The organism is Pseudomonas sp. 8209 (assembly GCF_028682105.1).
GTDB lineage: Bacteria > Pseudomonadota > Gammaproteobacteria > Pseudomonadales > Pseudomonadaceae > Aquipseudomonas > Aquipseudomonas palmensis.
In genome coordinates this window covers 324,294-350,071 of record NZ_JANIAH010000002.1, presented here as the reverse complement: position 1 = coordinate 350,071, position 25,778 = coordinate 324,294, and the positions used below count along the sequence as shown (strand labels likewise).

Annotated in this window: 27 protein-coding genes and 1 pseudogene; 24 read left to right on the top strand and 4 right to left on the bottom strand. The window is 62.0% G+C overall.

Features of this window, described 5'->3' with window-relative positions:
* Positions 1-3: 3 nt before the first annotated feature.
* The 4 genes from kdsA (at position 4) to ispD (ending at position 3,440) form a co-directional block, all read left to right on the top strand.
* Positions 4-849 (top strand): 3-deoxy-8-phosphooctulonate synthase, encoded by an 846-nt coding sequence (kdsA, locus tag NP552_RS05285; protein ID WP_043863269.1) that lies wholly within the window; start codon positions 4-6, stop codon positions 847-849.
* A gap of 155 nt (positions 850-1,004) precedes the next feature.
* Positions 1,005-2,294: a phosphopyruvate hydratase gene (gene eno, locus NP552_RS05280; RefSeq protein WP_043863270.1), complete on the top strand. Its 1,290-nt coding sequence runs from the start codon at positions 1,005-1,007 to the stop codon at positions 2,292-2,294.
* Between the two features lie 160 nt (positions 2,295-2,454).
* Positions 2,455-2,733, top strand: coding sequence for a cell division protein FtsB (gene ftsB / locus NP552_RS05275; RefSeq protein ID WP_043863271.1), 279 nt, complete (start codon positions 2,455-2,457; stop codon positions 2,731-2,733).
* Entirely contained in the window at positions 2,730-3,440 is a 711-nt protein-coding gene (gene ispD, locus NP552_RS05270; RefSeq protein ID WP_054914996.1) for a 2-C-methyl-D-erythritol 4-phosphate cytidylyltransferase, read from the top strand. The genes ftsB and ispD overlap by 4 nt, the downstream gene beginning before the upstream one ends.
* A 95-nt stretch (positions 3,441-3,535) precedes the next feature.
* Here ispD and NP552_RS05265 read toward each other — a convergent pair whose 3' ends face one another.
* Positions 3,536-4,429 (bottom strand): LysR substrate-binding domain-containing protein, encoded by an 894-nt coding sequence (locus NP552_RS05265; RefSeq protein ID WP_177346320.1) that lies wholly within the window; start codon positions 4,427-4,429, stop codon positions 3,536-3,538.
* A gap of 109 nt (positions 4,430-4,538) precedes the next feature.
* Here NP552_RS05265 and NP552_RS05260 point away from each other — a divergent pair, with 109 nt between their 5' ends.
* From NP552_RS05260 to rpoS, 8 genes are all read left to right on the top strand, one after another.
* Positions 4,539-5,651, top strand: coding sequence for an S-(hydroxymethyl)glutathione dehydrogenase/class III alcohol dehydrogenase (locus tag NP552_RS05260; RefSeq protein ID WP_043863274.1), 1,113 nt, complete (start codon positions 4,539-4,541; stop codon positions 5,649-5,651).
* An 8-nt stretch (positions 5,652-5,659) separates the two neighbouring features.
* On the top strand, positions 5,660-6,508 hold the full coding sequence (gene fghA / locus NP552_RS05255; RefSeq protein WP_043863275.1) for an S-formylglutathione hydrolase: 849 nt from the start codon (positions 5,660-5,662) through the stop codon (positions 6,506-6,508).
* A gap of 76 nt (positions 6,509-6,584) precedes the next feature.
* The gene (gene ispF / locus NP552_RS05250; protein WP_274096530.1) at positions 6,585-7,058 is read left to right on the top strand and encodes a 2-C-methyl-D-erythritol 2,4-cyclodiphosphate synthase; all 474 of its coding nucleotides are present in this window, start codon (positions 6,585-6,587) and stop codon (positions 7,056-7,058) included.
* Positions 7,055-8,113: a tRNA pseudouridine(13) synthase TruD gene (gene truD, locus NP552_RS05245; RefSeq protein WP_043863277.1), complete on the top strand. Its 1,059-nt coding sequence runs from the start codon at positions 7,055-7,057 to the stop codon at positions 8,111-8,113. Before ispF ends, truD begins: the two co-directional genes overlap by 4 nt.
* Positions 8,101-8,850 carry a 5'/3'-nucleotidase SurE gene (gene surE / locus NP552_RS05240; protein WP_043863278.1) on the top strand — a complete coding sequence of 250 codons (750 nt, stop codon included), beginning with the start codon at positions 8,101-8,103 and terminating at the stop codon, positions 8,848-8,850. Before truD ends, surE begins: the two co-directional genes overlap by 13 nt.
* Positions 8,850-9,527, top strand: a complete 678-nt coding sequence (locus tag NP552_RS05235) for a protein-L-isoaspartate(D-aspartate) O-methyltransferase (RefSeq protein WP_162484879.1) — start codon at positions 8,850-8,852, stop codon at positions 9,525-9,527. The genes surE and NP552_RS05235 overlap by 1 nt, the downstream gene beginning before the upstream one ends.
* 174 nt (positions 9,528-9,701) lie before the next feature.
* Positions 9,702-10,562, top strand: a complete 861-nt coding sequence (locus tag NP552_RS05230; RefSeq protein ID WP_088514535.1) for a peptidoglycan DD-metalloendopeptidase family protein — start codon at positions 9,702-9,704, stop codon at positions 10,560-10,562.
* Positions 10,563-10,670: 108 nt separating this feature from the next.
* Entirely contained in the window at positions 10,671-11,678 is a 1,008-nt protein-coding gene (gene rpoS, locus NP552_RS05225; RefSeq protein WP_274096529.1) for an RNA polymerase sigma factor RpoS, read from the top strand.
* Positions 11,679-12,213: 535 nt separating this feature from the next.
* On the opposite strand, the gene fdxA is transcribed toward rpoS, so the two are convergent.
* Together fdxA and mutS are read right to left on the bottom strand one after the other, a co-directional pair.
* Positions 12,214-12,537, bottom strand: coding sequence for a ferredoxin FdxA (fdxA, locus tag NP552_RS05220; protein ID WP_043863281.1), 324 nt, complete (start codon positions 12,535-12,537; stop codon positions 12,214-12,216).
* A gap of 139 nt (positions 12,538-12,676) precedes the next feature.
* Positions 12,677-15,243: pseudogene (mutS, locus tag NP552_RS05215) on the bottom strand (DNA mismatch repair protein MutS).
* Positions 15,244-15,412: 169 nt separating this feature from the next.
* On the opposite strand from mutS, the gene NP552_RS05210 reads away from it, so the two are divergent.
* The gene (locus NP552_RS05210) at positions 15,413-16,147 is read left to right on the top strand and encodes a LexA family transcriptional regulator (protein WP_078480062.1); all 735 of its coding nucleotides are present in this window, start codon (positions 15,413-15,415) and stop codon (positions 16,145-16,147) included.
* A 137-nt stretch (positions 16,148-16,284) separates the two neighbouring features.
* Here NP552_RS05210 and NP552_RS05205 read toward each other — a convergent pair whose 3' ends face one another.
* On the bottom strand, positions 16,285-18,294 hold the full coding sequence (locus NP552_RS05205) for an acyltransferase family protein (protein ID WP_274096528.1): 2,010 nt from the start codon (positions 18,292-18,294) through the stop codon (positions 16,285-16,287).
* 649 nt (positions 18,295-18,943) lie between these two features.
* Between NP552_RS05205 and NP552_RS05200 the strand changes: the two genes are divergently transcribed.
* The 11 genes from NP552_RS05200 (at position 18,944) to NP552_RS05150 (ending at position 25,722) form a co-directional block, all read left to right on the top strand.
* Positions 18,944-19,297, top strand: a complete 354-nt coding sequence (locus NP552_RS05200) for a phage holin family protein (protein ID WP_043864289.1) — start codon at positions 18,944-18,946, stop codon at positions 19,295-19,297.
* 106 nt (positions 19,298-19,403) lie between these two features.
* Entirely contained in the window at positions 19,404-19,760 is a 357-nt protein-coding gene (locus tag NP552_RS05195) for a hypothetical protein (protein WP_043864288.1), read from the top strand.
* Positions 19,761-19,863: 103 nt separating this feature from the next.
* Positions 19,864-20,385 (top strand): hypothetical protein, encoded by a 522-nt coding sequence (locus NP552_RS05190; RefSeq protein WP_043864287.1) that lies wholly within the window; start codon positions 19,864-19,866, stop codon positions 20,383-20,385.
* Positions 20,382-20,942, top strand: a complete 561-nt coding sequence (locus NP552_RS05185) for a phage baseplate assembly protein V (protein WP_274096527.1) — start codon at positions 20,382-20,384, stop codon at positions 20,940-20,942. The genes NP552_RS05190 and NP552_RS05185 overlap by 4 nt, the downstream gene beginning before the upstream one ends.
* A gap of 80 nt (positions 20,943-21,022) precedes the next feature.
* A complete protein-coding gene (locus tag NP552_RS05180) occupies positions 21,023-21,349 on the top strand; it encodes a GPW/gp25 family protein (RefSeq protein WP_043864285.1) in 327 nt (108 codons plus the stop codon).
* Positions 21,346-22,227 carry a baseplate assembly protein gene (locus NP552_RS05175; protein ID WP_104572111.1) on the top strand — a complete coding sequence of 294 codons (882 nt, stop codon included), beginning with the start codon at positions 21,346-21,348 and terminating at the stop codon, positions 22,225-22,227. Before NP552_RS05180 ends, NP552_RS05175 begins: the two co-directional genes overlap by 4 nt.
* A 1-nt stretch (position 22,228) precedes the next feature.
* Positions 22,229-22,831, top strand: coding sequence for a phage tail protein I (locus NP552_RS05170; protein WP_274096526.1), 603 nt, complete (start codon positions 22,229-22,231; stop codon positions 22,829-22,831).
* A complete protein-coding gene (locus tag NP552_RS05165) occupies positions 22,831-24,732 on the top strand; it encodes a phage tail protein (RefSeq protein ID WP_274096525.1) in 1,902 nt (633 codons plus the stop codon). The genes NP552_RS05170 and NP552_RS05165 overlap by 1 nt, the downstream gene beginning before the upstream one ends.
* Position 24,733: 1 nt before the next feature.
* Positions 24,734-25,123 (top strand): phage tail assembly chaperone, encoded by a 390-nt coding sequence (locus NP552_RS05160; protein WP_274096524.1) that lies wholly within the window; start codon positions 24,734-24,736, stop codon positions 25,121-25,123.
* Positions 25,124-25,187: 64 nt separating this feature from the next.
* A complete protein-coding gene (locus NP552_RS05155; protein WP_411269346.1) occupies positions 25,188-25,379 on the top strand; it encodes a Com family DNA-binding transcriptional regulator in 192 nt (63 codons plus the stop codon).
* A 10-nt stretch (positions 25,380-25,389) separates the two neighbouring features.
* A complete protein-coding gene (locus NP552_RS05150; protein ID WP_088514470.1) occupies positions 25,390-25,722 on the top strand; it encodes a hypothetical protein in 333 nt (110 codons plus the stop codon).
* The last annotated feature ends 56 nt before the right edge of the window (positions 25,723-25,778 follow it).

Here is a 25,778-nt window from a genome sequence, read left to right as displayed (position 1 = left end):
TCCATGACCCAGAAGATCATTCGCGTCGGTAACATCGAGATCGCCAACGACAAGCCGTTCGTCCTGTTCGGCGGCATGAACGTGCTGGAATCCCGTGACCTGGCCCTGAAGGTCTGCGAAGAGTACGTGCGGGTTACCGAGAAGCTCGGTATCCCCTACGTGTTCAAGGCCAGCTTCGACAAGGCCAACCGTTCGTCGATCAACTCCTACCGCGGCCCTGGCCTGGAAGAGGGGATGAAGATCTTCGAAGAGATCAAGCGCACCTTCAACGTGCCGGTGATCACCGACGTGCACGAGCCGCACCAGGCGCAGGCCGTGGCCGACGTGTGCGACATCATCCAGCTGCCGGCCTTCCTGTCGCGCCAGACTGACCTTGTTGTCGCGATGGCCAAAACCGGCGCGGTGATCAACATCAAGAAGGCGCAGTTCCTCGCACCCCAGGAGATGAAGCACATCCTGAGCAAGTGCGAAGAGGCCGGCAACGACCAACTGATCCTCTGCGAGCGTGGTTCGAGCTTCGGCTACAACAACCTGGTGGTGGACATGCTCGGCTTCGGCATCATGAAGCAGTTCGAGTACCCGGTGTTCTTCGACGTGACCCATGCCCTGCAGATGCCGGGTGGTCGCGCCGATTCCGCAGGTGGCCGCCGTGCCCAGGTCACCGACCTGGCCAAGGCCGGCCTCAGTCAGGGGCTGGCGGGCCTGTTCCTCGAGGCCCACCCGGACCCTGACAATGCCAAGTGCGACGGCCCGTGCGCCCTGCGCCTGGACAAACTGGAGCCATTCCTGGCCCAGCTCAAGCAACTGGACGAACTGGTCAAGAGTTTTCCGACGGTAGAAACCGCGTAAACCTCGATTCTCCGGTAAAGTACCGCCCGTTCATCCCCTGACCCCCGGGTCAGGGGCTTGTCCTCGTCAGGCCTGCCCGTGCGCCGACCGCCTGTGACGGACCCGGTTTTTTTCTCAGCTGCGTTGTTTTCGTCAATTCTGGAGTGCTTACAACAATGGCAAAAATCGTCGACATCAAAGGTCGTGAAGTTCTCGATTCGCGCGGTAACCCTACCGTCGAAGCGGACGTACTGCTCGACAACGGCATCATCGGCAGCGCCTGTGCGCCGTCGGGTGCTTCCACTGGCTCGCGCGAAGCGCTGGAGCTGCGTGATGGCGACAAGAGCCGTTACATGGGCAAGGGCGTACTGAAGGCCGTCGCCAACATCAACGGCCCGATCCGCGACCTGCTGCTGGGCAAGGACCCGGTCGAGCAGAAAGCGCTCGATCTGGCGATGATCAAGCTCGACGGTACTGAAAACAAAGGCAACCTGGGCGCCAACGCCATCCTCGCCGTGTCCCTGGCTGCCGCCAAGGCCGCTGCACAGGACCAGGACCTGCCGCTGTACGCGCACATCGCAAACCTCAATGGCACCCCTGGCCAGTACTCGATGCCGGTCCCGATGATGAACATCATCAACGGCGGCGAGCACGCCGACAACAACGTCGACATCCAGGAGTTCATGGTGCAGCCGGTCGGCGCCAAGACCTTCTCCGACGCGCTGCGCATGGGCACCGAGATCTTCCACCACCTCAAGGCAGTACTGAAGGCCCGTGGCCTGAACACCGCCGTGGGTGACGAGGGTGGTTTCGCACCTAACCTGGCTTCCAACGAAGACGCGCTGTCGGCCATCGCCGAAGCCATCGCCAACGCCGGCTACACCCTGGGCACCGACGTGACCCTGGCGCTGGACTGTGCGGCCAGCGAGTTCTACGAGGACGGCAAGTACAACCTGTCCGGTGAAGGCAAGTCGTTCGATGCAGCCGGTTTTGCCGACTACCTCAAGGGCCTGACCGAGCGTTTCCCGATCATCTCGATCGAAGACGGCCTGGACGAGTCCGACTGGGCTGGCTGGAAGATCCTGACCGACAAGATCGGCGACAAGGTGCAACTGGTCGGTGACGACCTGTTCGTGACCAACACCAAGATCCTGAAGGAAGGCATCGACAAGAAGATCGCCAACTCGATCCTGATCAAGTTCAACCAGATCGGCACCCTGACCGAAACCCTGGAAGCCATCCAGATGGCCAAGGCCGCCGGTTACACCGCGGTGATCTCGCACCGTTCGGGCGAAACCGAAGATTCGACCATTGCCGACCTGGCCGTGGGTACCGCTGCCGGCCAGATCAAGACCGGTTCGCTGTGCCGCTCCGACCGCGTCTCCAAGTACAACCAATTGCTGCGTATCGAAGAGCAACTGGGCAGCAAGGCTGTGTACCGTGGTCGCGGCGAGTTTCGCGGCTAAGCCAGAGATGGTAAAAAGGCCGCAGTGTGAGGCTGAAAGACGCAGCTAATCTTTCAGCAACCCTGTGCAGCAAGTGCTTTCCCCACAAAGCCTGGCTTCGGTCAGGCTTCGTGCCATCAGCCCCTTGTGCACGGGCGGCCTTTTTCCAGTGGATACCCTGATGCGTAGTCCCTATTGGTTGTTCCTCGTCTTGCTCCTGTTGCTGGGTGGCCTGCAGTACCGTCTGTGGGTGGGCAACGGCAGCCTGGCCCAGGTTGCCGACCTCAAGCAGCAGATCGCCGACCAGCACGCTGAAAACGAGCGTCTGCTGGAGCGTAATCGCGTGCTTGATGCCGAAGTGCTGGAGTTGAAGAAAGGTATGGAAACCGTCGAAGAACGCGCTCGTCATGAGCTGGGTATGGTCAAGGAGGGTGAAACCCTCTACCAGTTGGCCCAATGACGGCGTCCCTGCCTGCCTTCTGGGCAGTGATTCCTGCCGCGGGTGTTGGTGCCCGCATGGCTGCCGACCGTCCCAAGCAGTACCTGCAACTGGGCGGGCGGACGATTCTCGAGCATAGCCTCGACTGTTTTCTCGACCATCCATGCCTCAAGGGCGTGGTGGTCAGCATTGCTGCCGACGACCCTTACTGGCCGGGCCTGGCCTGCGCCAGCGATACGCGCATCCAGCGTGCGGCAGGTGGGCGCGAGCGTGCCGATTCGGTGCTCAACGCCTTGCTGCTGCTGCATGCCCAGGGCGCAGCCGACAACGACTGGGTGCTGGTGCACGATGCGGCGCGGCCGAACCTGGCGCGCGACGATCTCGACCGCCTGCTGGGCGAGCTGGCGAATGACCCGGTGGGCGGGCTGCTGGCGGTGCCGGCGCGCGACACGCTCAAGCGTGCCGATGCCAACGGGCGGGTAAGCGCCACTATCGACCGCAGCACGGTGTGGCAGGCGTACACCCCGCAGATGTTCCGCCTGGGGGCATTGCACCGTGCGCTGGCAGACAGCCTGGTGGCGGACGTGGCGATCACCGACGAGGCGTCGGCCATCGAATGGTCGGGGCAGGCACCACGCCTGGTCGAAGGGCGCAACGACAATATCAAGGTGACGCGACCGGAAGACCTGGAGTGGCTGAGACAGCGCTGGGCCAATCGCGGCAATTGACCGCGGTGGCCCATTCTCTGGCAAGCCAGCCTTGCACAAGGGACTGCAGTACGTTCAAGGGCGGGTGAACTGCCTGTGGGAGCCCGCGACGTTTTCTACACGCTGCGGTACTCAGGCAACTGTCCCAACTTCTCCCTCAGATAATCCACCAGCTTGCGCACCTTCGGCGACAGGTGCCGCTGTTGCGGGTACAACGCCCACACCGCCGTATTCGGCGGCTGATGCGCTTCAAGCAGCGACACCAGCGCGCCACTGCCCAGATGCTCCAGCACGTAGTAGTCCGGCAACTGGCACAGGCCCATCCCCTGCAGCGCCGCATCCAGCACCGCCTGCCCGCTGTTGCAGCGCCAGTTGCCCTGCACCCGCTGACTGATTTCCCGGCCCTCCTGCTGCAAGGCCCAGATATCCGTGCTGCCGATCAGGCAGTTGTGCCGCGCCAGCTCCGACACGCTGTGGGGCCGCCCATAGCGCTCCAGGTACGCTGGCGAGGCGCACAGGTACATGCGCCGTGGGGCCAGGCGTGCCGCCACCAGGCGTGACTCCTGCAACCGGCCCAAACGAATCGCCATGTCCATGCCTTCGTGCAGCAGGTCGAGGGTGCGGTTGGTCAGCTCGATGTCCACCCGCAACTGCGGGTACTGCGCCATGAAGCGGGTGACCAGCGGCACGATGAAGCGCTCGCCATAGGCCACCGCACAGGTCATGCGCAGCAGCCCCTTGGGCTCGCTGGTCAGGTCGCCTATGGCGCGCAGGGCCTCTTCGCGGCCATCCTGCAGGCGCTGGCAGTGCTGAAGAAAGGTCTGCCCGGCCTCGCTCAAGGTCACCTTGCGCGTGCTGCGGTACAAAAGGCGCGTCTGCAGGCGATCTTCCAGGCGCGCCACCGCGCGGCTCACGTGCGACGACGATACCCCCAGGCGCTCGGCTGCCGCAGTGAACTGGCCCGTTTCGGCCACCGCGACGAATTCGTCGATCCCTTCCCAGCGGCTGATCATCGATTATCCCTGCATGGCAATAATGTTTTGTGTTTGGCTCGATTATTAATCAAAAGACGATGAATTACACTTCACGCCTGAACTGAAACCTTTGTGGAGAACCTTGATGATCAAGTCCCGTGCTGCCGTTGCCTTCGAAGCCAAGAAACCGCTGGAGATCGTCGAAGTCGACGTGGCCATGCCCAAGGCCGGCGAAGTGCTGTTGCGCGTGGTCGCCAGCGGCGTCTGCCACACCGACGCCTACACGCTGTCGGGCGCCGACCCGGAAGGCATCTTCCCGTCCATCCTGGGCCATGAAGGCGGCGCCATCGTCGAGGCCATCGGTGAGGGCGTGACCTCGGTGGCGGTGGGCGATCACGTGATCCCGCTCTACACCCCGGAATGTCGCCAGTGCAAGTTCTGCAAGTCGGGCAAGACCAACCTGTGCCAGGCCATCCGCGCGACCCAGGGCAAGGGCCTGATGCCCGACGGCACCACGCGTTTTGCCTACAAGGGTCAGCCGCTGTTCCACTACATGGGCACCTCGACCTTCTCCGAATACACCGTGCTGCCGGAAATTTCCGTGGCCAAGATCCAGAAAGAGGCCCCGCTGGAGAAGGTGTGCCTGCTCGGTTGCGGCGTGACCACCGGCATCGGTGCGGTACTCAATACCGCCAAGGTCAAGCCGGGTGACACCGTGGCCATCTTCGGCCTGGGCGGCATCGGCCTGTCGGCCGTGATCGGAGCGGTCAAGGCCAAGGCCAGCCGCATCATCGCCATCGACATCAACCCGGCCAAGTTCGAGATCGCACGCCAGCTGGGTGCCACCGACTGCATCAACCCCAAGGACTACGATCGCCCGATCCAGGAAGTGATCGTGGACCTGACCGATGGCGGCGTGGACTTCTCGTTCGAGTGCATCGGCAACGTGCAACTGATGCGTGCGGCCCTGGAGTGCTGCCACAAGGGCTGGGGCGAGTCGGTGATCATCGGCGTCGCCGGTGCCGGCCAGGAGATCGCAACGCGTCCGTTCCAGCTGGTCACCGGCCGCGTCTGGCGCGGCTCGGCATTCGGTGGCGTGCGTGGTCGCACCGAGCTGCCAAGCTATGTGGACATGGCCGAGCAGGGCGAGATCCCGCTGGACACCTTCATTACCCACACCATGGGCCTGGAGGACATCAACAAGGCCTTCGACCTGATGCATGAAGGCAAGAGCATCCGCAGCGTCATCCACTTCTGAGGTCTGCCATGAGCCTGGAAAACATCTCCTGCCAGAAGAGCTTCGGCGGCTGGCACAAGCGCTACCGGCACCGCTCCAGCGTGCTGGGGTGCGACATGGTGTTTGCCGTGTACCTGCCGCCGCAGGCGGAGCAGGGCGGCAAGCTGCCGGTGCTGTACTGGCTGAGCGGGCTGACCTGCACCGACGAGAACTTCATGCAGAAGGCCGGCGCGCACAAGCTTGCCGCCGAGCTCGGCCTGATCATCGTGGCGCCGGACACCAGCCCGCGCGGGCCACAGGTACCGGACGACCCGGACGGCGCCTGGGACTTCGGCCTGGGCGCGGGGTTCTACCTCAATGCCACCGAACAGCCGTGGGCCGAACACTACCGCATGCACGACTACGTGGTGGATGAGCTGCCGGCACTGGTGGAGGCGCATTTCCCGGCCTCCGCTGCGCGCAGCATCAGCGGTCACTCCATGGGTGGGCACGGCGCGCTGGTGTGTGCCTTGCGCAACCCCGGGCGCTATGTGTCGGTGTCGGCGTTCTCGCCCATCGGCAACCCGATGGACTGCCCGTGGGGCCAGAAGGCGTTCAGTCGCTACCTGGGCGAGGAGCGTTCGCGCTGGCGCGAATGGGATGCCAGCGTGCTGATCGCGCAGGCGCAGGAAACGCTGCCGCTGCTGGTCGACCAGGGCGATCGCGACGACTTCCTGCAAACCCAGCTCAAGCCCGAAGTGCTGGCCCAGGCCGCGCAGGCGGCTGGCTACCCGCTGACGTTGCGCCTGCAGCCTGGCTACGACCACAGCTACTACTTCATCGCCAGCTTCATCGATGACCACCTGCGCCATCATGCGGCGGCACTGGGGCGGGCGTAGGGCTAGTCCTACAAATAAGCCAAACCCCCGGCAAAGCAGGTAGAATCACGCCCTGACTCAATCAGGGCGTTTTTTTATGCGTATTGGCCACGGCTACGATGTGCACCGCTTCGCGGAAGGCGATTTCATCACCTTGGGTGGGGTGCGCATTGCGCACAAGTTCGGCCTGCTGGCCCATTCCGACGGCGATGTGCTGCTGCACGCGCTGAGCGATGCACTGCTGGGCGCCGCCGCGCTGGGTGACATCGGCAAGCATTTCCCCGATACCGACCCGCAGTTCAAGGGCGCCGACAGCCGCGTGCTGCTGCGCCACATCCTGTCGATCATCCATGCCAAGGGCTGGAAGGTGGGCAACGTCGACGTCACCATCGTGGCCCAGGCACCCCGGATGGCCGCGCACATCGAAACCATGCGTACCCTGATCGCCCAGGACCTGCAGGTCGAGCTCGACCAGGTCAACGTCAAGGCCACCACCGAAGAGAAGCTCGGCTTCACCGGCCGTGAAGAAGGCATCGCCGTTCACGCCGTCGCGTTGTTGCTGCGCGCATGACCGAACTCGAACTGCTCGGCCCGCAGGCAGCCGGGCCGGCGCTGGGCAGCGCCATCCTCAAGGCCACGGCCGAAGATTTCCAGGTCGATGAAGTGCTCGACATTCCCCTGTCGGGTGAAGGCGAGCACTTGTGGCTGTGGGTCGAGAAACGCGACCTCAATACCGAGGAGGCCGCCCGCCGCCTGGCCCGCGCCGCCGGCGTACCGCTGCGCACCGTGAGCTATGCCGGCCTCAAGGACCGTCAGGCGCTGACTCGCCAATGGTTCAGCCTGCACCTGCCGGGCAAGGCCGACCCTGACCTGAGCGCGGCTGAAAACGAAACCCTGAGCATCCTCAGACACACCCGCCACTCGCGCAAACTCCAGCGTGGCGCGCACTCGGCCAACGGCTTCACCCTGCGCCTCACAGCGCTCAGCGCCGATCACCAGGCCCTGGACGCGCGCCTCGAGCAATTGCGCATACAAGGCGTGCCCAACTACTTCGGCAGCCAGCGATTTGGCTTTGCGGGCGGCAACGTGCACGATGCGCGCCAGTGGGCCGAGCGCAAGGCCCTGCCCGAGCAGCGCAATGTGCGCTCGCGGCTGCTGTCCAGCGCACGCAGCTACCTGTTCAACCGGGTGCTGGCCGAGCGGGTTGCCGATGGCAGCTGGCAACAGGCTCAGGTCGGCGACCTGCTGGCGTTCACCGACAGCCGCAGCTTTTTCGCGGCGGGCGAGGCCGAGTGCAGCGATCCGCGCCTGGCAATACTCGACCTGCACCCTACCGGGCCGCTGTGGGGCGAGGGCCTGCCGGCCACCAGCGGGGCAGGCGGTGCGATCGAGCAACGCGTGGCCGAACAGGAGGCAGCCCTGTGCCAATGGCTGGGCAATGCCAACCTCAAACAGGAACGGCGCATTCTGCGGCTGCCCATTGGCGGCTTGACGTGGCATTATCCCGAGCCTGATATCCTGCAACTGGAATTCGTCCTTCCGGCCGGATGCTTCGCCACCGTGGTGGTGCGCGAACTCGTCGATCTGGTGCCGGCAGGGCAGACGGACAGCCCATGCGTATTCTGATTTCGAACGACGACGGGGTCACCGCACCCGGTCTCGCCGCGCTGCATGCTGCGCTGGCGGATTATGCCGAGTGCGTGGTGATTGCCCCGGACCAGGACAAGAGCGGCGCCAGCAGTTCGCTGACGCTCGACCGCCCGCTGCATCCGCAGACCCTGGCCAACGGCTACATCAGCCTCAACGGCACACCGACCGATTGCGTGCACCTGGGCCTGAACGGGCTGCTGGAGCATCCGCCGGACATGGTCGTCTCGGGTATCAACCTGGGCGCCAACCTGGGCGATGACGTGCTGTACTCGGGCACGGTCGCCGCGGCGCTGGAAGGTCGATTCCTGGGGGGCACCTCGTTTGCCTTCTCGCTGCTCTCGCGCCTGCCGGACAACCTGCCCACTGCCGCCTATTTCGCGCGCAAGCTGGTCGAGGCGCATGCAAGCCTTGAGCTGCCACCGCGCACCGTACTCAATGTGAACATTCCCAACCTGCCGCTGGAGCACATCCGTGGCATCCAGCTGACACGCCTGGGGCATCGTGCACGTGCGGCGGCGCCGACCAAGGTGGTCAACCCGCGCGGCAAGGAAGGCTACTGGATCGCGGTGGCCGGCGACGCCGAGGATGGCGGCCCGGGTACCGATTTTCACGCGGTGATGCAGGGCTATGTCTCGATCACCCCGCTACAGCTTGACCGCACCTTCAACGATGCCTTCGACCGTCTCGAGGGTTGGCTGGAGGGGCTGCTCTGATGCGAGAGCCGGAGGATCTGATGCGCCATGGTATCGGTTTTACTTCGCAGCGAACCCGTGAACGGCTGATCCAGCGTTTGATCGAGGAAGGCATCAAGGACCAGCGGGTGCTCGAGGCCTTGCGCAACATCCCGCGGCACATGTTCGTCGACGAGGCGCTGTCGCACCGTGCGTATGAAGATACCGCCCTGCCCATCGGCAACAACCAGACCATCTCGCAGCCGTTCATGGTCGCGTACATGAGCGAGGTGCTGCTGGAGGACGGTCCGCTGGACAAGGTGCTGGAGATCGGCACCGGGTCTGGCTACCAGACAGCAGTGCTGTCCAGGCTGGTGGAGCGGGTGTTCTCGGTAGAGCGCATCAAACCCCTGCAGGACCGCGCCAAGGAACGGCTGGTCGAGTTGAACCTGCGCAACCAGGTGTTCCGCTGGGGCGACGGTTTCGAGGGATGGCCGGCACTGGCCCCCTACAATGGCATCATCGTCACCGCCGGCGCACCCGAAGTGCCCCAGGCCTTGCTCGACCAGCTGGCACCGGGCGGGCGCATGGTGATACCGGTGGGCGCCAGTGGCGAGACACAGCAATTGCTGTTGATCGTGCGCGAAGAACAGGGCTTCTCGCGGCGCAAACTGTGTGACGTACGCTTCGTGCCGTTGCTCAATGGCACATTGAGCTGAGTCGATTTTTTTCGCGGGCGTCGAATTCCCGGTGCATTGCCGGGTCTATGGGGCGTGCGGTTTCTTGAACGATCGCACAACCTGGCAAGCAGTTGATCTGCATTGCCTGTGCGCTCGGTTATAATTGCAACAATATTGCATTCCTACATCGGTCACCACATAAGGGAGCGGCGGGTGAGTCACACAGTCATTCGGCAGCGCATGGGTCTATCGAGCTTAAAGCTTCTGGTGATTGCACTCGCCTTGGGAACCCTGGTTTCAGGGTGTTCCAGTTCATCTTCGAGCAGCGTGCGGGTGGTCGACCGCAACAGCGCCGCGCCCAAGCGCCCGGTGGTCACTACGGGGCAGTACGTGGTTCGCCCGGGCGATACGCTGTTCTCGATTGCCTTTCGCTACGGCTGGGACTACAAGGAGCTCGCTGCGCGCAACGGTATCCCGGCGCCCTATACCATCCGGCCCGGCCAGGCGATCCGCTTCGGCTCCGGCACGGCTACCAGCAGCGGCTCGCGGGTGGTCACCTCCACCTCGCCCTCCAGCAAGACCACGGTCACCCGTCGTCCGGCAGGTACCCCGGCACCGGCAAAAACCACGTCTTCAGGCGGTACCAGCGCGCCGCCCGTCGTCGCCACCACCCCTGTCCAGGTGCCGGCTTCGGAGCGTTCGGCCGGTGGCTGGGCATGGCCGGCCAACGGTGTGCTGATTGGAAAATTCGCTTCAAACGGTAGTTTGAATAAAGGCATTGATATCGCCGGTGATTTGGGACAGCCTGTTTTTGCTGCGTCGGATGGTTCCGTTGTGTACGCCGGAAGTGGCTTGCGGGGCTACGGTGAACTGGTAATCATCAAGCACAGCGATACCTACGTCAGTGCCTACGGTCACAACCGCAGGCTGTTGGTTCGGGAGGGACAGCAGGTCAAGGTTGGGCAGACAATTGCCGAAATGGGGTCCACGGGCACCGACCGGGTGAAGCTTCACTTCGAGATTCGCCGCCAGGGCAAACCTGTAGATCCGTTGCAATTCCTGCCACGTCGTTGATAAGCATGTACCCGGCCTGTTCCTTCGCGTAGTGGGGACAGGCTCAGCGTTGCCAAGGATAAAGGCGCCGCTTGAGTCTGAGTTCGAACTCAGCAAAGGACTATAACAATGGCTCTCAGTAAAGAAGTGCCGGAGTTTGACATCGACGATGAGGTGCTCCTTATGGAAACCGGCATCGTTTTGGAAACGGATGTGGTGTCAGACGAACCTGCTGTATCTCCGGTTCGGACCCGGGCCAAACAAGGCTCACCGCTCAAACAGCACAAGTACATCGATTACACTCGAGCACTTGATGCAACTCAGCTCTACCTCAACGAAATCGGCTTTTCGCCCCTGCTTTCCCCGGAAGAAGAAGTTCATTTTGCGCGTTTGTCGCAAAGTGGCGACCCTGCCGGGCGCAAACGCATGATCGAAAGCAACCTGCGCCTGGTGGTGAAGATTGCGCGCCGCTACGTCAACCGCGGTCTATCGCTGCTCGACCTGATCGAAGAGGGCAACCTGGGCCTGATTCGCGCAGTCGAGAAGTTCGACCCCGAGCGTGGGTTCCGTTTCTCGACCTACGCCACCTGGTGGATCCGGCAGACCATCGAACGCGCCATCATGAACCAGACGCGCACCATTCGCCTGCCGATCCATGTGGTCAAGGAACTGAACGTCTACCTGCGTGCAGCACGCGAGCTGACCCAGAAACTCGATCACGAGCCGTCACCGGAAGAGATCGCCAACCTGCTGGAAAAACCCGTAGGCGAGGTCAAGCGCATGCTCGGTCTGAACGAGCGCGTGTCTTCGGTGGACGTTTCACTGGGCCCGGACTCGGACAAGACCCTGCTCGATACCCTCACCGACGATCGTCCCACCGACCCTTGCGAGCTGTTGCAGGACGACGACCTGTCCCAGAGCATCGACCTGTGGCTGAGCGAACTGACCGACAAGCAGCGTGAGGTGGTGATTCGCCGCTTTGGCCTGCGCGGGCATGAGAGCAGCACCCTGGAGGATGTTGGCCTGGAGATTGGTCTTACCCGGGAGCGGGTACGTCAGATCCAGGTGGAGGGCCTCAAGCGGCTGTGGGAGATCCTGGAGAAGAACGGACTGTCCAGCGAGTCGCTGTTCCAGTAACTGCGACGGCTGTGAAAAGGCGCCTCGACCCAGTCGAGGCGTTTTTGTTCGTGGCTGTCTCAAGCGCTCAGACACGCGCAGAAACACCGATACCACGGCGGCAACCTTTCCCGGTTGCGTATTGTTATTGGATTTGTAGGTTATCGCTTACAAGATCCGTAAGCCTTTACATCAAGAGGGTGTAAATTCCAGTCGGTTTTGACGTGGTATTTTGTCTAACCAATTGATATTGAAAGAGTTTATTGTGAGGTGACGTCACCTTCCGGACTTTTTTTGAGAGCTTTTACCAGTTGCTCTGCCGGCTGCAGGGGATAGTATCTGAACTGTGTCTACGGACTGACACAGGTTCTCAAGGATGAGCGCCAAGGACATCGCGGGATGCGATTCATCAGGATGATGATAGGGAATACAGGGACTACGGAAAAAAATGTGGGCGGGTCATACCGCCCCTTTTTTTTGCCTGCGAAAAAGTGGCTGGCCCTGCAGCGAACATAAAAAAGGCCCCGAAGGGCCTTTTTCATTGATCCGGCGTCGATCAACGCTCCAGATCTGCAATCTTGCCCGGCTTGCCATCCCACTCTGCAGCGTCTGGCATCGAATCCTTCTTCTCGGTGATGTTCGGCCAGATTTCGGCCAGCTCGGCGTTGAGCTCGATGAAGTTTTCCATGCCGGCCGGCACTTCATCTTCCGAGAAGATCGCAACGGCGGGGCACTCAGGCTCGCACAGTGCACAGTCGATGCACTCATCCGGGTGAATGACCAGGAAGTTCGGGCCTTCGTAGAAGCAGTCCACCGGACAGACTTCTACACAGTCGGTGTACTTGCACTTGATGCAGTTGTCGGTGACGACGAAGGTCATTTCTAATTTTCTCCTCAGGCGACGGCAGCGTTCCCTTCCAGACAGGGCCGCTCGGTTCGGTAGGTCGGCAGCGAGCCAGGCTAATAACTCGCTGCCCCGCCGAACCGCGCGGGATTCTATCAGTTTGTGCGATGGGGCGTTATAACAGAGTCTTTAGTGTATAGAGCATTTCGATAGCTTGGCGTGGCGTCAGGTTGTCCACGTCGAGCTTGCCGATCTTCTCGATCACCGGATGCGGCAGGCTGGCGAACAGGTCGCTCTGGTGCGGCGTGCTGGGCGCTCCCGGGCTTGCTGGCGCGGTTTCGTGGGGCAGGCTGTTGGTTTCCAGGCGGCCCAGGTGCTCGCGGGCTCGCTGGATCACCGGTGCCGGCACGCCTGCCAGTTGTGCCACTGCCAGGCCGTAGCTCTGGCTGGCAGGCCCTGGCAGCACATGGTGCAGGAACACGATGCGTTCGTTGTGCTCGGTAGCGTTCAGGTGCACGTTGGCCACCAGCGGCTCGCTTTCGGGCAGCACGGTCAGTTCGAAGTAGTGCGTGGCGAACAGCGTGTAGGCGCGCAGCTGGGCCAGGCGCTCGGCGGCGGCCCAGGCCAGCGAGAGGCCGTCGAAGGTACTGGTGCCGCGGCCTACTTCGTCCATTAGTACCAGGCTGCGTTCGGTGGCGTTGTGCAGGATGTTGGCGGTTTCGCTCATCTCCACCATGAAGGTAGAGCGCCCACCGGCCAGGTCGTCGCTGGAACCGATACGGGTGAAGATGCGGTCCACCAGCGACAGCTCGCAGCTGGCGGCCGGCACGAAGCTGCCGATATGCGCCAGCAGCACGATCAGTGCGGTCTGGCGCATATAGGTGGACTTACCACCCATGTTCGGGCCGGTGATCACCAGCATGCGCGTGTTGTCGTCCAGGCCCAGGTCGTTGGCCACGAACGGCGTGGTCAACACCTGCTCGACCACCGGGTGGCGACCCTGGCTGATGCGCATGCACGGTTCGTCGACGAATGTCGGGCAGTTGAGGTCAAGGTTCAGCGCACGCTCGGCCAGGTTGCTGACCACATCCAGTTCGGCCAGCGCCGCGGCGGTGTCCTGCAGCGGGGCCAGGTGGCCGATCAGGGTTTCGAGCAACGCATCGTAGAGCATCTTCTCGCGCGCCAGGGCGCGGCTCTTGGCCGACAGCGCCTTGTCTTCAAACGTCTTGAGCTCTGGGGTGATGAAGCGCTCGGCGCCCTTGAGGGTCTGGCGGCGGATGTAGTCGGCCGGCGCCTGTTCGGCCTGCTTGCTCGGCAGCTCGATGAAGTAGCCATGCACGCGGTTGTAGCCGACCTTGAGGTTGGCAAGGCCCGTGCGGGCCTTTTCACGGGCTTCGAGGTCGATCAGGAACTGCCCGGCGTTCTCGCTCATCGACAGCAGGTCGTCGAGCTCGGCGTCATAGCCGACCTTGAGCACGCCGCCATCACGGATCACCGCAGGCGGGTTGTCGATGATCGCCTTCTGCAGCAGGTCGGCCAGTTCCGGGTAGGTACCGGCGATGGCCGCCAGGCGCGCCAGGTGCGGTGCCTCCAGCTCGGCCATGGCGTTCTGCAGTTCAGGCAGCGCGCCAAGCGCGTCGCGCAGGCGCGCCAGGTCCCGTGGGCGAGCATTGCGCAGGCCGATACGGGCGAGAATCCGCTCGATATCGCCGATGTCCTTCAGTTGCGGTTGCAGCTTCTCGAAGCGGTAGCCGTCGAGCAGGCAGCGAATCGAGCTCTGGCGGGCCTGCAGCACCTTCAGGTCACGCAGCGGCCGGTTCAGCCAGCGGGTCAGCAGGCGGCTGCCCATGGCGGTCTGACAGCGGTCGATCACCGATTGCAGGGTGTTGTCGCGGCCCCCGGCCAGGTTGACGTCCAGCTCCAGGTTGCGCCGGCTGGCGCCGTCGAGCACCACGGTGTCGTCCAGCCGCTCGTGCTTGAGGCTGCGCAGGTGCGGCAGGGCGGTGCGCTGGGTTTCCTTGGCGTAGGCGAGCAGGCAGCCGGCGGCGCCGATGGCCAGGGTCAGCTTCTCGCAGCCGAAGCCCTTGAGGTCCTGGGTTGCGAACTGCTGGCACAGGCTCTTGCGCGCCGAGTCACGGTCGAAGTCCCACGGCGCGCGGCGGCGCGAGCCACGGCGCTTCTCGGCGGCAGGCCCTGGGGCCAGTCGTCGGGGATCAGCAGCTCCACGGGGTTGACCCGCTCGAGCTCGGCCAGCAGGTTTTCCCAGCCCTTGAACTCCTGCACGGTGAAGTTGCCGCTGGTGATATCCAGCACGGCCAGGCCGAACAGGCGTTCGTCACCCAGTACGGCGGCGATCAGGTTGTCGCGGCGCTCGTCGAGCAGGGCTTCGTCGCTGACCGTGCCTGGGGTGATGATGCGCACCACCTGGCGTTCCACCGGGCCCTTGCTGGTGGCCGGGTCGCCGATCTGCTCGCAGATCACCACCGATTCGCCCAGCTTCACCAGCTTGGCCAGGTAGCCTTCGGCGGCGTGGTAGGGGATACCGCACATGGGGATCGACTGGCCCGCCGACTGCCCGCGGGCGGTCAGGGTGATATCCAGCAGTTTGGCGGCCTTCTTCGCGTCTTCGTAGAAGATCTCGTAGAAATCGCCCATGCGGTAGAACATCAGCTGGTCCGGGTGCTGGTTCTTCAGCTTCCAGTACTGCTGCATCATCGGGGTGTGTGCGGAAAGATCGCTCATTACAGAAACTTGGCTCGCAGTGTCGTTTAGACCAAAGGCAGCGGGCAATGGTACAGGGATTTTTTCCCCGTTGCCGGGCCTAACGCTGCGCAGCGACCTTTTGCCCCTGGCATTGTGTTAATGCATATTTGAATTTGCATTTGTGCACGAGATGGTTACTATGCACGTTATGCAAAAACGCAACGTAGCTACCGTCTTGAGAGCATTGCTCGACCGCCACGGGATCTCCCCCACGGAGCTTCACCGTCGCACCGGCGTGCCCCAATCCACCCTGTCGCGGATTCTCAGCGAGAAGATCGTCGATCCTTCGGACAAGCATGTGTCGAAGATCGCCGAGTACTTCGGCGTGAGCACCGATCAGTTGCGCGGCCGTGCCGACCTGGGCGATACCCGCCCGGCGAACGCGCCGCGTGCCGACGTGCAGCTGCAGGACATCAGCCTGTGGGATGACGACACCCCCGTCGAGGACGACGAAGTGTCCATTCCGTTTCTTCGTGAGGTCGAGTTGGCAGCAGGATCAGGACGATTCGTCATCGAGGAAAGCGAGAAGGCCAGCCTGCGCTTCGGCAAGCGCAGCCTGCGTCACAACGGCGTGCAGTTCGACCAGGCCAAGTGCGTGACGGTGCGCGGCAACAGCATGCTGCCGGTGCTGCGTGATGGCGCCACGGTGGGGGTGAATGCGGGCAAGAGCGGCATTGGCGACATTGTCGACGGCGACCTGTATGCCATCAACCACAATGGCCAGTTGCGCGTGAAACAGCTGTATCGCCTGCCCACGGGTATCCGCCTGCGCAGCTTCAACCGCGACGAGCACCCGGACGAGGACTACACCTTCCAGCAGATGCAGGAGGAGCAAATCAGCATCCTCGGGCATGTGTTCTGGTGGGGCATGTACGCCCGCTAGGTTCTACGCTTTCTCAGAAACCTGCCCCGGCGGGTTTTTTGTGTCTGCTCAAACCCCTTATTGATCCTTTCCGGCAAGACCGATACCTGCAAAAGTTTGCGGGGTCGGCCCTGTCGGAGCAAGCATCAGCGCGCTGGCTACTTCGCCATTTCGGCGGTTTGTGCCGAGCGGGTAAGCCCTTCGGCCAGCGCGGGATAGACCTTGAGCGCCCCCGTGATACTCAGGTGATCATCATCGGAATACAGAAACGCGTTCCCCTCGACCAGCGGGCAGATATCCCCAGGGCACAGCGCGCGGTCGAAGTTGATGATTGTGGCGGATGTCTTGCGCAACGCCGCGTTCACGAATGCTTGATTGCGAACATGCTCTTCGCGGCTGACCGACAACTTCAAGTATTCGCGTTCTATGCCGCGCCCACGCCGTAATACATCCTTGGGCTCATACCGCTGCTGCGGGTTATCCTCGATGAAGATAACGTTCACGCCAATCTGGGCATAGCGAGAAACGGTGTTATCCATTGCCCAGACAAGGTCATGGGTTGAGCTCTGGACCGTTGCCTTTGCGGATGGATCTCTTGCAATGCCATTGAACTCCGAAGGGCGTGACGGTGATGAAGTGTAATACGTCCAGCGATTGATCAATATGACGTGCTTAATACCCGAGGCCCGAACGTCGTTGAAGATGCGCTCGTTCAATGCCTGGCAATTGTGTTTTTCAATTCCGGCTTCGCCACGCAGTGACTGGATACCCAGCAGCGAGGGGCAGCCAGACGTTCCCGTAAACTTCATGCCTACCTTATGGTCGCGTGCAAACTTCTCCAATGCCGGCACCAGGCTCAGTGCATGACTGTCACCGTACGCAAAGTACTCAACGGGCGCACCACGCTCACCCAGCCCGCAGAACCAGCCATCCGGCTTCTTGTAGGCATAGGGTATTTCAAAGCATTCGGCCGCTCGCTCAGTGACTTTTATACTGTTCTGGTAGGCCATGAGTTTTTGGTTATGCGTTCGCTGTGCAATGCTGTCCTGCGTGTAGGTCGCATAGCCTGTTGCTCCGCAGCCAGCTGCCAGCAGCACGAGCACAATGACCTTGGAGCGCCCCTGCCACCTTGCACGCAGGGGAAGCTCCACCAGCCTGTATGTCAGCCAAGCCAGAAGAATAGCCAACAGTACGGCCGCTACGCGAATGCCGACAGTGGGTACTTCGCCTTCCACGATCCTTGCGAAAGACAACAAGGGCCAGTGCCACAGGTAGAGAGGGAAGCTGATCAAGCCGAACCACACGGCCAACTTGTTACCCAGCACCCTGCGATTGAACCAGGCATCAGGGCCCGCCGCAATGATCAACACAGCGCCCAGTACTGGAACGAGTGCCCATTTTCCAGGAAAGTTGAGGCCTTTGTTTATCCTGAAGAAGCCGAATACCAGTAAACACACACCCAGCACGGAAAGCACATGCCCAAGTCGTTTTCGCACGGCACGCGTTCTATAAAGGGTGAGCCAGGCGAGAAGCGTGCCGGCCAGCAACTCCCAGAAACGTGTATGTGGTGAATAGAATGTGGCGATCGCATCATGCTTGACGCCTTTGACGCTCAGGAAAAATGAGACAGCACCCAAGAGGATCGTCAAGGCCAGAACGTTGAACCTGAATCGCCACGCCACCCACAACAATATTGGCCAGACAATGTAAAACTGTTCCTCTACGCCCAAACTCCACAAATGCAATAGCGGTTTGGTTTCCACGGAGTTGTCGAAATAACCGACCTCACTCCATAGCACCAGGTTCGAGACGAAACCGGCGCCGCCTGCGATATGTTTTCCCAGTTGCCTGAATTCATCGTCCAGCAACGTGAACCAGCCGAAACCATAACACGCTGAAAGTATCAGCAGCAGCGCAGGAAATATGCGTTTTATACGTCGTGCGTAGAACTCGGTAAAACTGAATGCGCCCCGATCCAGGCTTTCAAAAATGATAGTGGAAATCAGGTAGCCTGAGATGACAAAGAATATATCGACGCCGATAAACCCTCCCCTGAGCACACTGGGGAAGGCGTGATAGATAACTACTGCCAAGACGGCAACAGCCCGCAAGCCGTCGATATCTGGGCGATATTTGGGATGAGAAAGATGAAGGGTAGGTTGTGTCATTTATAGGGTAAGCACTTGATGTCCGACGGAGGAGAACAGCCCCGTCAAAGCGAGGAAAATTCCGCGATTATAGCCTTTCGCCTCACTTCCAATGCAACGTTGATGGCGATGCCACAGCTATCTATCTGCCCGCTCAGGAGCAACTGCGCAGATCTCACCGATCACGAGCAACCAGATGGAAACGGAATTCATCTGCTGGCGCCCGTCAAAATCTCTGCTCCTCATGAGCCCGCTCTTGCCGATTCGCAGCCGGTGTTGACTGCATAAAACAGCCCTGCAGGCCCCACCGCGCAAGGCCCGCATGCGTCAACGCAAAAGAAAATGCATAAATATTTCCATAAATGCATTGACTGCATATGCATTGATGCATAATCTTTGTCTCAAGCCGGTCAGACACCGGCAGTGGCAAAGGCAGCGATGAACAGGCCTGAACTGTTCAGAGGGTTGGCAACTGACCCGGGTGTGCAGCGTAAAGCACCGTAAGCAGTTATCCGGCGGGCAGGCGGCCGCGGTCGGAGGAACAATTTGAAGCAGGATCGCACGGCGCACCAGCAGTGGCCGGCGATCCGACCACGCATTACTGAAAAGCCTGGGCGACCGGGCTTTTTGGAATGCCGAGTGATCGGCTGTTCAACAAGGGAGCACGAGCATGACAAACGAGCAACAGACGTTGCTGGAAATGCCGATCTGGCTGGTGATCGTCCTGGCATTGCTGGGTGGTCTGTCTGGCGAGATGTGGCGCGCAGACAAGGAGGGCGCCCGCGGCTGGGGCCTGTTCAGGCGACTGCTGCTGCGCTCCGGGGCCTGCATGGTCTGCGGCGTATCGACCGTGATGCTGCTGTATGCCAGCGGGCTGTCGATCTGGAGCGCCGCAGCCTTTGGTTGCCTGACCGCCATGGCGGGCGCCGACGTGGCCATCGGGCTTTACGAGCGCTGGGCTGCGAAGCGGCTGGGTGTGAAGGATTGCACACCTGCGCAACCAACCGACCATCCACCCCGCTGACGGGCGTCGGTGTTCGGAGGTGAAGGCCATGAGCCTCCAGTCATCGCCTGCGAGCGACACCTACAGGGCACACGCCCGCATTTGATCAATCAACGGAGAAAGACTCATGTCACTTACTGCTGAACAGATTCAGAACTGCAAGGCCCTGGTCACCAGCATCTGGGGCGCCAGTGTGGCAAACAACCTGGACTACAACGAGGAGGTCCTGGCCGTGGTAGGTACGGCGGTGAACGAAATCGGCACATGCAGTGCTCTGCTGGCTGATTTGTTCCGGGCCCTGGTGATCGCCACCGGGGCGGGTGCCGCATTGATCTACTCACGCATGTGGATCGTGGAAGGCGCGCAGAAGATCGCCGATACCATCAACGACATGAAGGAGGCCAATCTGCAGGCCCGGGCCTGCATCGCCACTGCTGCCGCAACCTATCGATCGCCGCTTGAAATGGCATCGATGGGTATTTGAACCCTTGCAGTAGACCCGGCATCCATCTGTCACGCCCAGGTTCGCCTGGGCGTTTTCATTGCGATGCAATAACAGAACAGCGCACCGATAGCGAGGAGTGACCGTGAACGAACTTGGGACGTTACATCAAGCGATCAGCGCCACCCTGAGTGCGGGCATGCCCCAGTTGCGGCACGTGGAAGCGTTTGCGCTGCCGGACGAGAACACGGCCTTGCCTGCGCTGATGCACACCCTCACCGGCATGAGGCCTGGCGTCGACCCCGGCGATGGGCGTACATGCGTTAACGCCTCGTTCGAGGCGAGGATTCTGGTGAGTAAAGCGCGGCAGCAGGCTTCGCTGGAAGCAATGACACTGGCCGCGCAATTGACCGCGCTGCTGCGCCAGCAGTTCTGGAGCCTGGGTTTCGTCGACGCCATCTCTCAGGTGCAGGCCCGCCCTTCAGCCATACCTGCCGAAGTACCCGGCACCCTGGAATGGCGGGTGCAATGGCAGCAGCCCGTTTACCTTGGCGACCTGCAGTGGCCCTGGCCAGACCAGCCACCCGGTTCGCTGCTGTTCGCCTTCAGCCCCGACACAGGGCCCGCGCACAAGGACAGCTACCAGGCACCGGAGGACATGGCATGAGTTACGCCAGCTCCATGCATGACCGCATGCTGGCGGCGCTGGTCATTCCATGTCGGGTGGTCGGCATCGACCTGGTAGCAGCGCGGGTACGGGTCTCCGATGGCGCCGGCTGGACCAGCGCCTGGGTGCGCTGGCACAGCCACGCAGCAGGCAAGGCCCGTCACTGGCGTGCGCCGAGCCTGAACGAGCAGGGCGCACTGCTCAGCCCCAGCGGTGAGCCGGCGCAGGGCACCTTCGTACCGGGCCTGTACGGCAATGCCGGCGCGCCACCCGACAACCGCGAGCACGTCGAGGTATGGCGCTTCGATGACGGTGGTTCGCTGGTCTACGACTGGCAGGCCCGCAGCTACAGCATCGAGCTGCCCGGTGGCACCGTCAGCCTCAAGGTGGCCGGCAGCTCGCTGCTGGTCACCGACAACGCAATCACCCTGAACGCCGCCAACATTGCCCTGACCGGTGAGGTGAGCATCAACGGTGGCCTGCGTGTGACCGGTGACATCCTGGGGGCCGGCAAGATCATCGACACCGGCGGCAACACCGCCAATCACAAGCACTGAACCCCGCCCGCTAACGCGGGTTTTTTTATGCCTGGAGACAACATGGCTAGTGAATGCATTCAGGCCAGGGAGGTACCGCGATGATCGGCATGAGCCGCCACGGCGGGCAGACGCTGTCCGGCATCGGGCACCTGCGCCAGTCCATCGAAGACATCCTCACCACCCCGCTGGGCAGCCGGCGCATGCGCCCCGACTACGGCAGCAAGCTGCGCCGTTTCGTCGACCTGCCAGTCAACGAGGGCTGGAAGAGTGCGGTGCAGGCCGAGGTCGCCCGCGCCCTGACCCGCTGGGAACCACGCCTGAAATTGCAGCGGGTGCGCGTGGTGGCGGTAGTGGGCGGGCAGATCAGCCTGCAACTGAGCGGGCAGTACCTGGGCGACAGCCAACTGCTGGAGATAACGGCATGAGCAACGTGGAACTGTCGGCGCTGCCCGCGCCGCAGGTGCTGGAAGACCTCGACTTCGAGGACATCTTCCAGGATGACCTGGCGGCCTTTCGGTCGCACATGGGCGAGAACTGGGACGCGCTGCTGGAAAGCGATCCGGTGACCAAACTGCTGGAGGTGGGCGCGTACCGCAAGCTGCTCAATCGGGCGCGGGTCAACGATGCCGCCAAGGCGCTGCTGCTGGCCTATGCCCAGGGCAGCGACCTGGACCAGCTGGCAGCCAACGTGCAGCTCAAGCGGCTGGTGGTACAGGCCGAAGACGCGAACAGTGTGCCACCGACCCTCGAAGTGCTTGAGGAAGACGATGCACTGCGCGAGCGGGTGCAACTGGTGTACGAGGGCCTGACCACCGCCGGCCCGCGCAACAGCTACATCCTGCATGCACGCAATGCCTCGGGGCAGGTGGCCGATGCCTCTGCAGAAAGCCCGTCACCGGCAGTGGTGGAGGTGACGGTGCTGAGCCTGGAGGAGAACGGCATCGCCAGTGCGCAGTTGCTCGCCGAAGTGGCCGCCTACCTCAACGACGACGATGTACGCCCGGTGGCGGACCGCCTGGAAGTGCGCAGTGCCGAGGTGATTCCTTATCGCATCGATGCCGTGCTCTACATGGCCGGGACGGGGCCGGAGAACGAAGCGACCCTGGCCGAGTGCCAGCGGCGCCTGCAAGCCTGGGTCAACCCTCGGCGACGCCTGGGCGTGGAAGTTTCGCGCTCGGCCATCGATGCGCAACTGCACATCGCCGGTGTGAGCCGGGTGGAGCTGCGCAACTGGACCGACATCCGCCCGAGCAAGGCGCAGGCGGCCTGGTGCACCGGGTTCGAACTGACGCGGGGGGGCTGACATGCACAGCCTCCTGCCGCTCAACAGCACGCCGCTGGAACGGGCCGTCGAGGCGGCCTCCAACGAAGACCTCAAGGTCACCCTGCGCACCCTGTACAACCCCGATACGTGCCCGGCGAACCTGTTGTACCAGCTGGCCTGGGCCTGGTCGGTGGACCGTTGGGACGACACCTGGCCCGAGGCGATCAAGCGCTCGGTGATTCGCTCCTCGTTCTACGTGCATGCCCACAAGGGCACGATCGGCGCATTGCGCCGCGTGGTGGAGCCGTTTGGTTATTTGATCGAAGTGATCGAGTGGTTCAAGGCCACGCCCCCGGCGGTGCCCGGCACTTTCGCGCTGAAGATCGGCGTGTCCGAGGCGGGGATCAGCGAACAGACGTACCAGGAACTGACCTGGCTGATCGACGACGCCAGGCCCGTCAGCCGACACCTGAGCGGCCTGGTCATCAGCCTGGAAACCGGCGGCTCGCTTTACCTCGGCGCCGCGCTGCAAGACGGCGACGAACTTGACATCTACCCGCCTGCGCCGGCCGACCTCACGGTCATGGGGGCCATCGGGCGTGGTGGGCGAGAACACACCATTGACTATCTGGACATTTACTAATGGTTGATCAGAACTCCCAGTTCTACGCGATCCTGACCAAGGTGGGGGCCGCGAAACAGGCCAATGCGGATGCCCTGGGCATTCCTTGGAAAATCACACACATGGCCGTCGGTGACGCCAGTCCGGCAGGGCTGGACAACCCGCCGCTGCCAATGCCCGACGCGAGCTGGACCAGCCTGCTCAACGAGTGGCGGCGGGCGCCGCTGAACCAGCTCAAGGTCGACGAAAAGGACAGTGCGGTCATCGTCGCCGAGCAGGTGATTCCGGCCGAGATCGGCGGTCGCTGGATTCGCGAGGTTGGGCTGTACGACGCCGACGGCGACCTGGTGGCGGTGGCCAACTGTGCGCCTACCTACAAGCCGTTGCTCAACCAGGGCTCGGGCCGTACCCAGGTGGTGCGCATGAACCTGGTGGTCAGCAGCGCCAGCAATGTGCAACTCAAGATCGATCCGGGTGTAGTGCTGGCGACCCGCGAGTTCGTGACCGAGGAACTGGCCAAGCGCGACTTCAAGCACTCGGTGCTGGCTGCGACCACCGCCGCGGTCACCTTGAGCGGGTTGCAGACGATGGATGGTGTTGCGCTACAGGCGGGCGCGCGCGTGCTGGTGAAGAATCAGGCCGCTGCCAAGGACAACGGCCTGTATCTGGTTGCCAGTGGAGCGTGGACACGTTGCCCGGATGCGGACAGCAGCGCCAAGGTCACGCCCGGCCTGCTGGTGCTGGTGGAGCGGGGTACGGCCAACGGTGACAGCGCCTGGCAACTGACCACGGATGCACCCATTACTCTGGGCGTAACGGCGCTGGCGTTTGAAATGGCGTTCGGGCGCAGCGGGGTTGCCGCTGGCACCTATCGCAGCGTCAAGGTGGATGCTTACGGCCGCGTTGTCGCCGCGACGAATCCGACCACGCTGAGCGGGTATGGCATCACCGATGCGTACAGTAAAGTGCAGGTCGATGAGATGCTTGAGAAGAAAGCCGAGACCGAAGGGGTCCACAGTTTCAACATCGACAAAACCTTGACTGGTTCGCATAGGGGGCTGGTACTGCTTGATGCAAGTGCTGGTGCCCGCACGATTACGCTACCAGCGGCCACGGCAGCCTTGGGCGTAATGGAGTTGGTGTTGCGTCGAACTGATTTGACTGACAACACTTTGGTAATTGCGGCTATCGGTACAGACAAGATCTTGCTCGATAGCACCTCATCGAGTTCGGGGCAGGCGACGACCGAGTTGCTGTTTGCGGGAGATTATCTGTGCTTGCGCAATGATTCAGTGGGTCGCTGGTGGTGTGTTGGTCAGGCCCAGTTGCCACCGAGCATAGATACGGCAATCACGAAGTACCAGATCCCCGGGATTTTTAACTATATCGTGCCCCCATTGTTTCGTTCCGGTCGGCGGCGCGCACGAGTCACCGTAACTGCGGGTGGGGGCGGCGGCGGCCACACGGAGTCGATCACTGGATCGGGTGGTGGCGCAGGTGGCGGCGGTCGCGGAACATCGACTGTAAACCTTGCCGGAGTATCGTCCGTACTGATTACCGTCGGTGCAGGCGGTGCAGGCGGCCCAGGGGGGGCAAGTGTTTCAGGCATTTCAGGGGGGGCGTCTTCATTTGATGTGTATATCAGCTCCACAGGAGGTGCTGGCGGCTCTGCTGGCACTTCTGGTGGCTCCTCTGGAACGACCACAGGGGACATTGTTCACCCCGTCTCTGCTGCTAACTCGGGCACCCCTAATGCCCTGGGCCTGGGTGGCGGGTATGGCGGCGCGTCGCAAGCCCGCTCATGGGGCAAGGGCAACCCTGGCCTTGCCCCTGGCGGCGGCGGTGCAGGTGGTTCGGGCATGCAAGGCAACCGTGGCGGTGGTGCGGGTGCACCAGGTGAAGTTCTGATCGAGGTAGCTTGATATGTGGGCATTGGTTGAGAACAAAAAGGTCATCGAAGTGACAGCGGTTGACCCGGTGGGCCGGTTCCATCCAGCACTTACCTGGCTGCCGTGCGCAGCCCATGTTGTGTCGGGCTTCCGGCTGGGCGAAAAAGGTTTTGAACCCGCGCCCGATGATGACTTGGTCGCCGCTGAGCGCGAGTGGCGAGACATGCAGGTCAGCGGTACCGAATGGCTGATGGCTCGTCACCGCGATGAACTAGAGATGCTGCTGGCTACCACGTTGCAAGCCGAGCTTTTCGTCGAGTTGCTTCACTACCGACAGGCCCTGCGCGACTGGCCCCAGTCAGTGCTATTTCCCAGTGTCGACCACCGGCCTCCACCGCCAGTCTGGCTGGAAAATATGACCTGATGAAGCCCCGCACTGTCGGGGCTTTTTCATTCTTCAAGACCCTTCAGCAGAAAATCACAAGGCTTTGCAGATGTTGAAAGATTGCAGATGCGGCAGATGCAAACGACTGCTTGCCCGTATGGGCGAGTTCACCGAACTCCAGATCAAATGTTCCCGCTGCGGAACGTTGAATCATATGAAGGCCACGAGCCTCGAACCATCGCCTGTGAGCGACATGAACGCGGAATGTTCCGCTACCCAGCATTCGACTCGATAGGTAAAAAATCATGGAACCAGTAAAAGTAGGCAAGCATTTCTTCAACGCTCACCCGACCACGGTGACTCAAGTCTTCAGCCCGGAAGAAAACAAGGAAGGCGTCTATCTGCGCACCGCCACCATTTGCACCGGCGGCGGCATCATCAACCTGTACAGCGGTCCCAAGGCACCTGCTCGTCTGGGTGACATGACGGTGCACGCCATCATGGGCGGAGTAGCCAGTAGCAACAACTGGCAGTACACCCAACCCTACCCACTGCTTATCCCTGCTGGCTACGGGCTGTGGACCGTCTCGAACAACTCTGTCGCCGCGATCTCGCTGACCTGGGACTTCCTCGCCTGATTTTGGCCACCGCACCTGTACCTGCAACGGCCGGTTCACCCCGATAGTTGCCGATC

Bases quoted from the DNA above. Each gene is read 5' to 3' on its own strand.
- NP552_RS05165 (WP_274096525.1), top strand. From the start codon at position 22,831: ATGGTTGATCAGAACTCCCAGTTCTACGCGATCCTGACCAAGGTGGGG.
- truD (WP_043863277.1), top strand. From the start codon at position 7,055: ATGACCGAACTCGAACTGCTCGGCCCGCAGGCAGCCGGGCCGGCGCTG.
- NP552_RS05235 (WP_162484879.1), top strand. From the start codon at position 8,850: ATGCGAGAGCCGGAGGATCTGATGCGCCATGGTATCGGTTTTACTTCG.
- rpoS (WP_274096529.1), top strand. From the start codon at position 10,671: ATGGCTCTCAGTAAAGAAGTGCCGGAGTTTGACATCGACGATGAGGTG.
- ftsB (WP_043863271.1), top strand. From the start codon at position 2,455: ATGCGTAGTCCCTATTGGTTGTTCCTCGTCTTGCTCCTGTTGCTGGGT.
- fghA (WP_043863275.1), top strand. From the start codon at position 5,660: ATGAGCCTGGAAAACATCTCCTGCCAGAAGAGCTTCGGCGGCTGGCAC.
- eno (WP_043863270.1), top strand. From the start codon at position 1,005: ATGGCAAAAATCGTCGACATCAAAGGTCGTGAAGTTCTCGATTCGCGC.
- NP552_RS05180 (WP_043864285.1), top strand. From the start codon at position 21,023: ATGATCGGCATGAGCCGCCACGGCGGGCAGACGCTGTCCGGCATCGGG.
- NP552_RS05200 (WP_043864289.1), top strand. From the start codon at position 18,944: ATGACAAACGAGCAACAGACGTTGCTGGAAATGCCGATCTGGCTGGTG.
- NP552_RS05210 (WP_078480062.1), top strand. From the start codon at position 15,413: ATGCAAAAACGCAACGTAGCTACCGTCTTGAGAGCATTGCTCGACCGC.
- surE (WP_043863278.1), top strand. From the start codon at position 8,101: ATGCGTATTCTGATTTCGAACGACGACGGGGTCACCGCACCCGGTCTC.
- NP552_RS05160 (WP_274096524.1), top strand. From the start codon at position 24,734: ATGTGGGCATTGGTTGAGAACAAAAAGGTCATCGAAGTGACAGCGGTT.
- NP552_RS05185 (WP_274096527.1), top strand. From the start codon at position 20,382: ATGAGTTACGCCAGCTCCATGCATGACCGCATGCTGGCGGCGCTGGTC.
- NP552_RS05260 (WP_043863274.1), top strand. From the start codon at position 4,539: ATGATCAAGTCCCGTGCTGCCGTTGCCTTCGAAGCCAAGAAACCGCTG.
- NP552_RS05170 (WP_274096526.1), top strand. From the start codon at position 22,229: ATGCACAGCCTCCTGCCGCTCAACAGCACGCCGCTGGAACGGGCCGTC.
- NP552_RS05195 (WP_043864288.1), top strand. From the start codon at position 19,404: ATGTCACTTACTGCTGAACAGATTCAGAACTGCAAGGCCCTGGTCACC.
- NP552_RS05150 (WP_088514470.1), top strand. From the start codon at position 25,390: ATGGAACCAGTAAAAGTAGGCAAGCATTTCTTCAACGCTCACCCGACC.
- ispF (WP_274096530.1), top strand. From the start codon at position 6,585: ATGCGTATTGGCCACGGCTACGATGTGCACCGCTTCGCGGAAGGCGAT.
- ispD (WP_054914996.1), top strand. From the start codon at position 2,730: ATGACGGCGTCCCTGCCTGCCTTCTGGGCAGTGATTCCTGCCGCGGGT.
- NP552_RS05205 (WP_274096528.1), bottom strand. From the start codon at position 18,294: ATGACACAACCTACCCTTCATCTTTCTCATCCCAAATATCGCCCAGAT.
- kdsA (WP_043863269.1), top strand. From the start codon at position 4: ATGACCCAGAAGATCATTCGCGTCGGTAACATCGAGATCGCCAACGAC.
- fdxA (WP_043863281.1), bottom strand. From the start codon at position 12,537: ATGACCTTCGTCGTCACCGACAACTGCATCAAGTGCAAGTACACCGAC.
- NP552_RS05175 (WP_104572111.1), top strand. From the start codon at position 21,346: ATGAGCAACGTGGAACTGTCGGCGCTGCCCGCGCCGCAGGTGCTGGAA.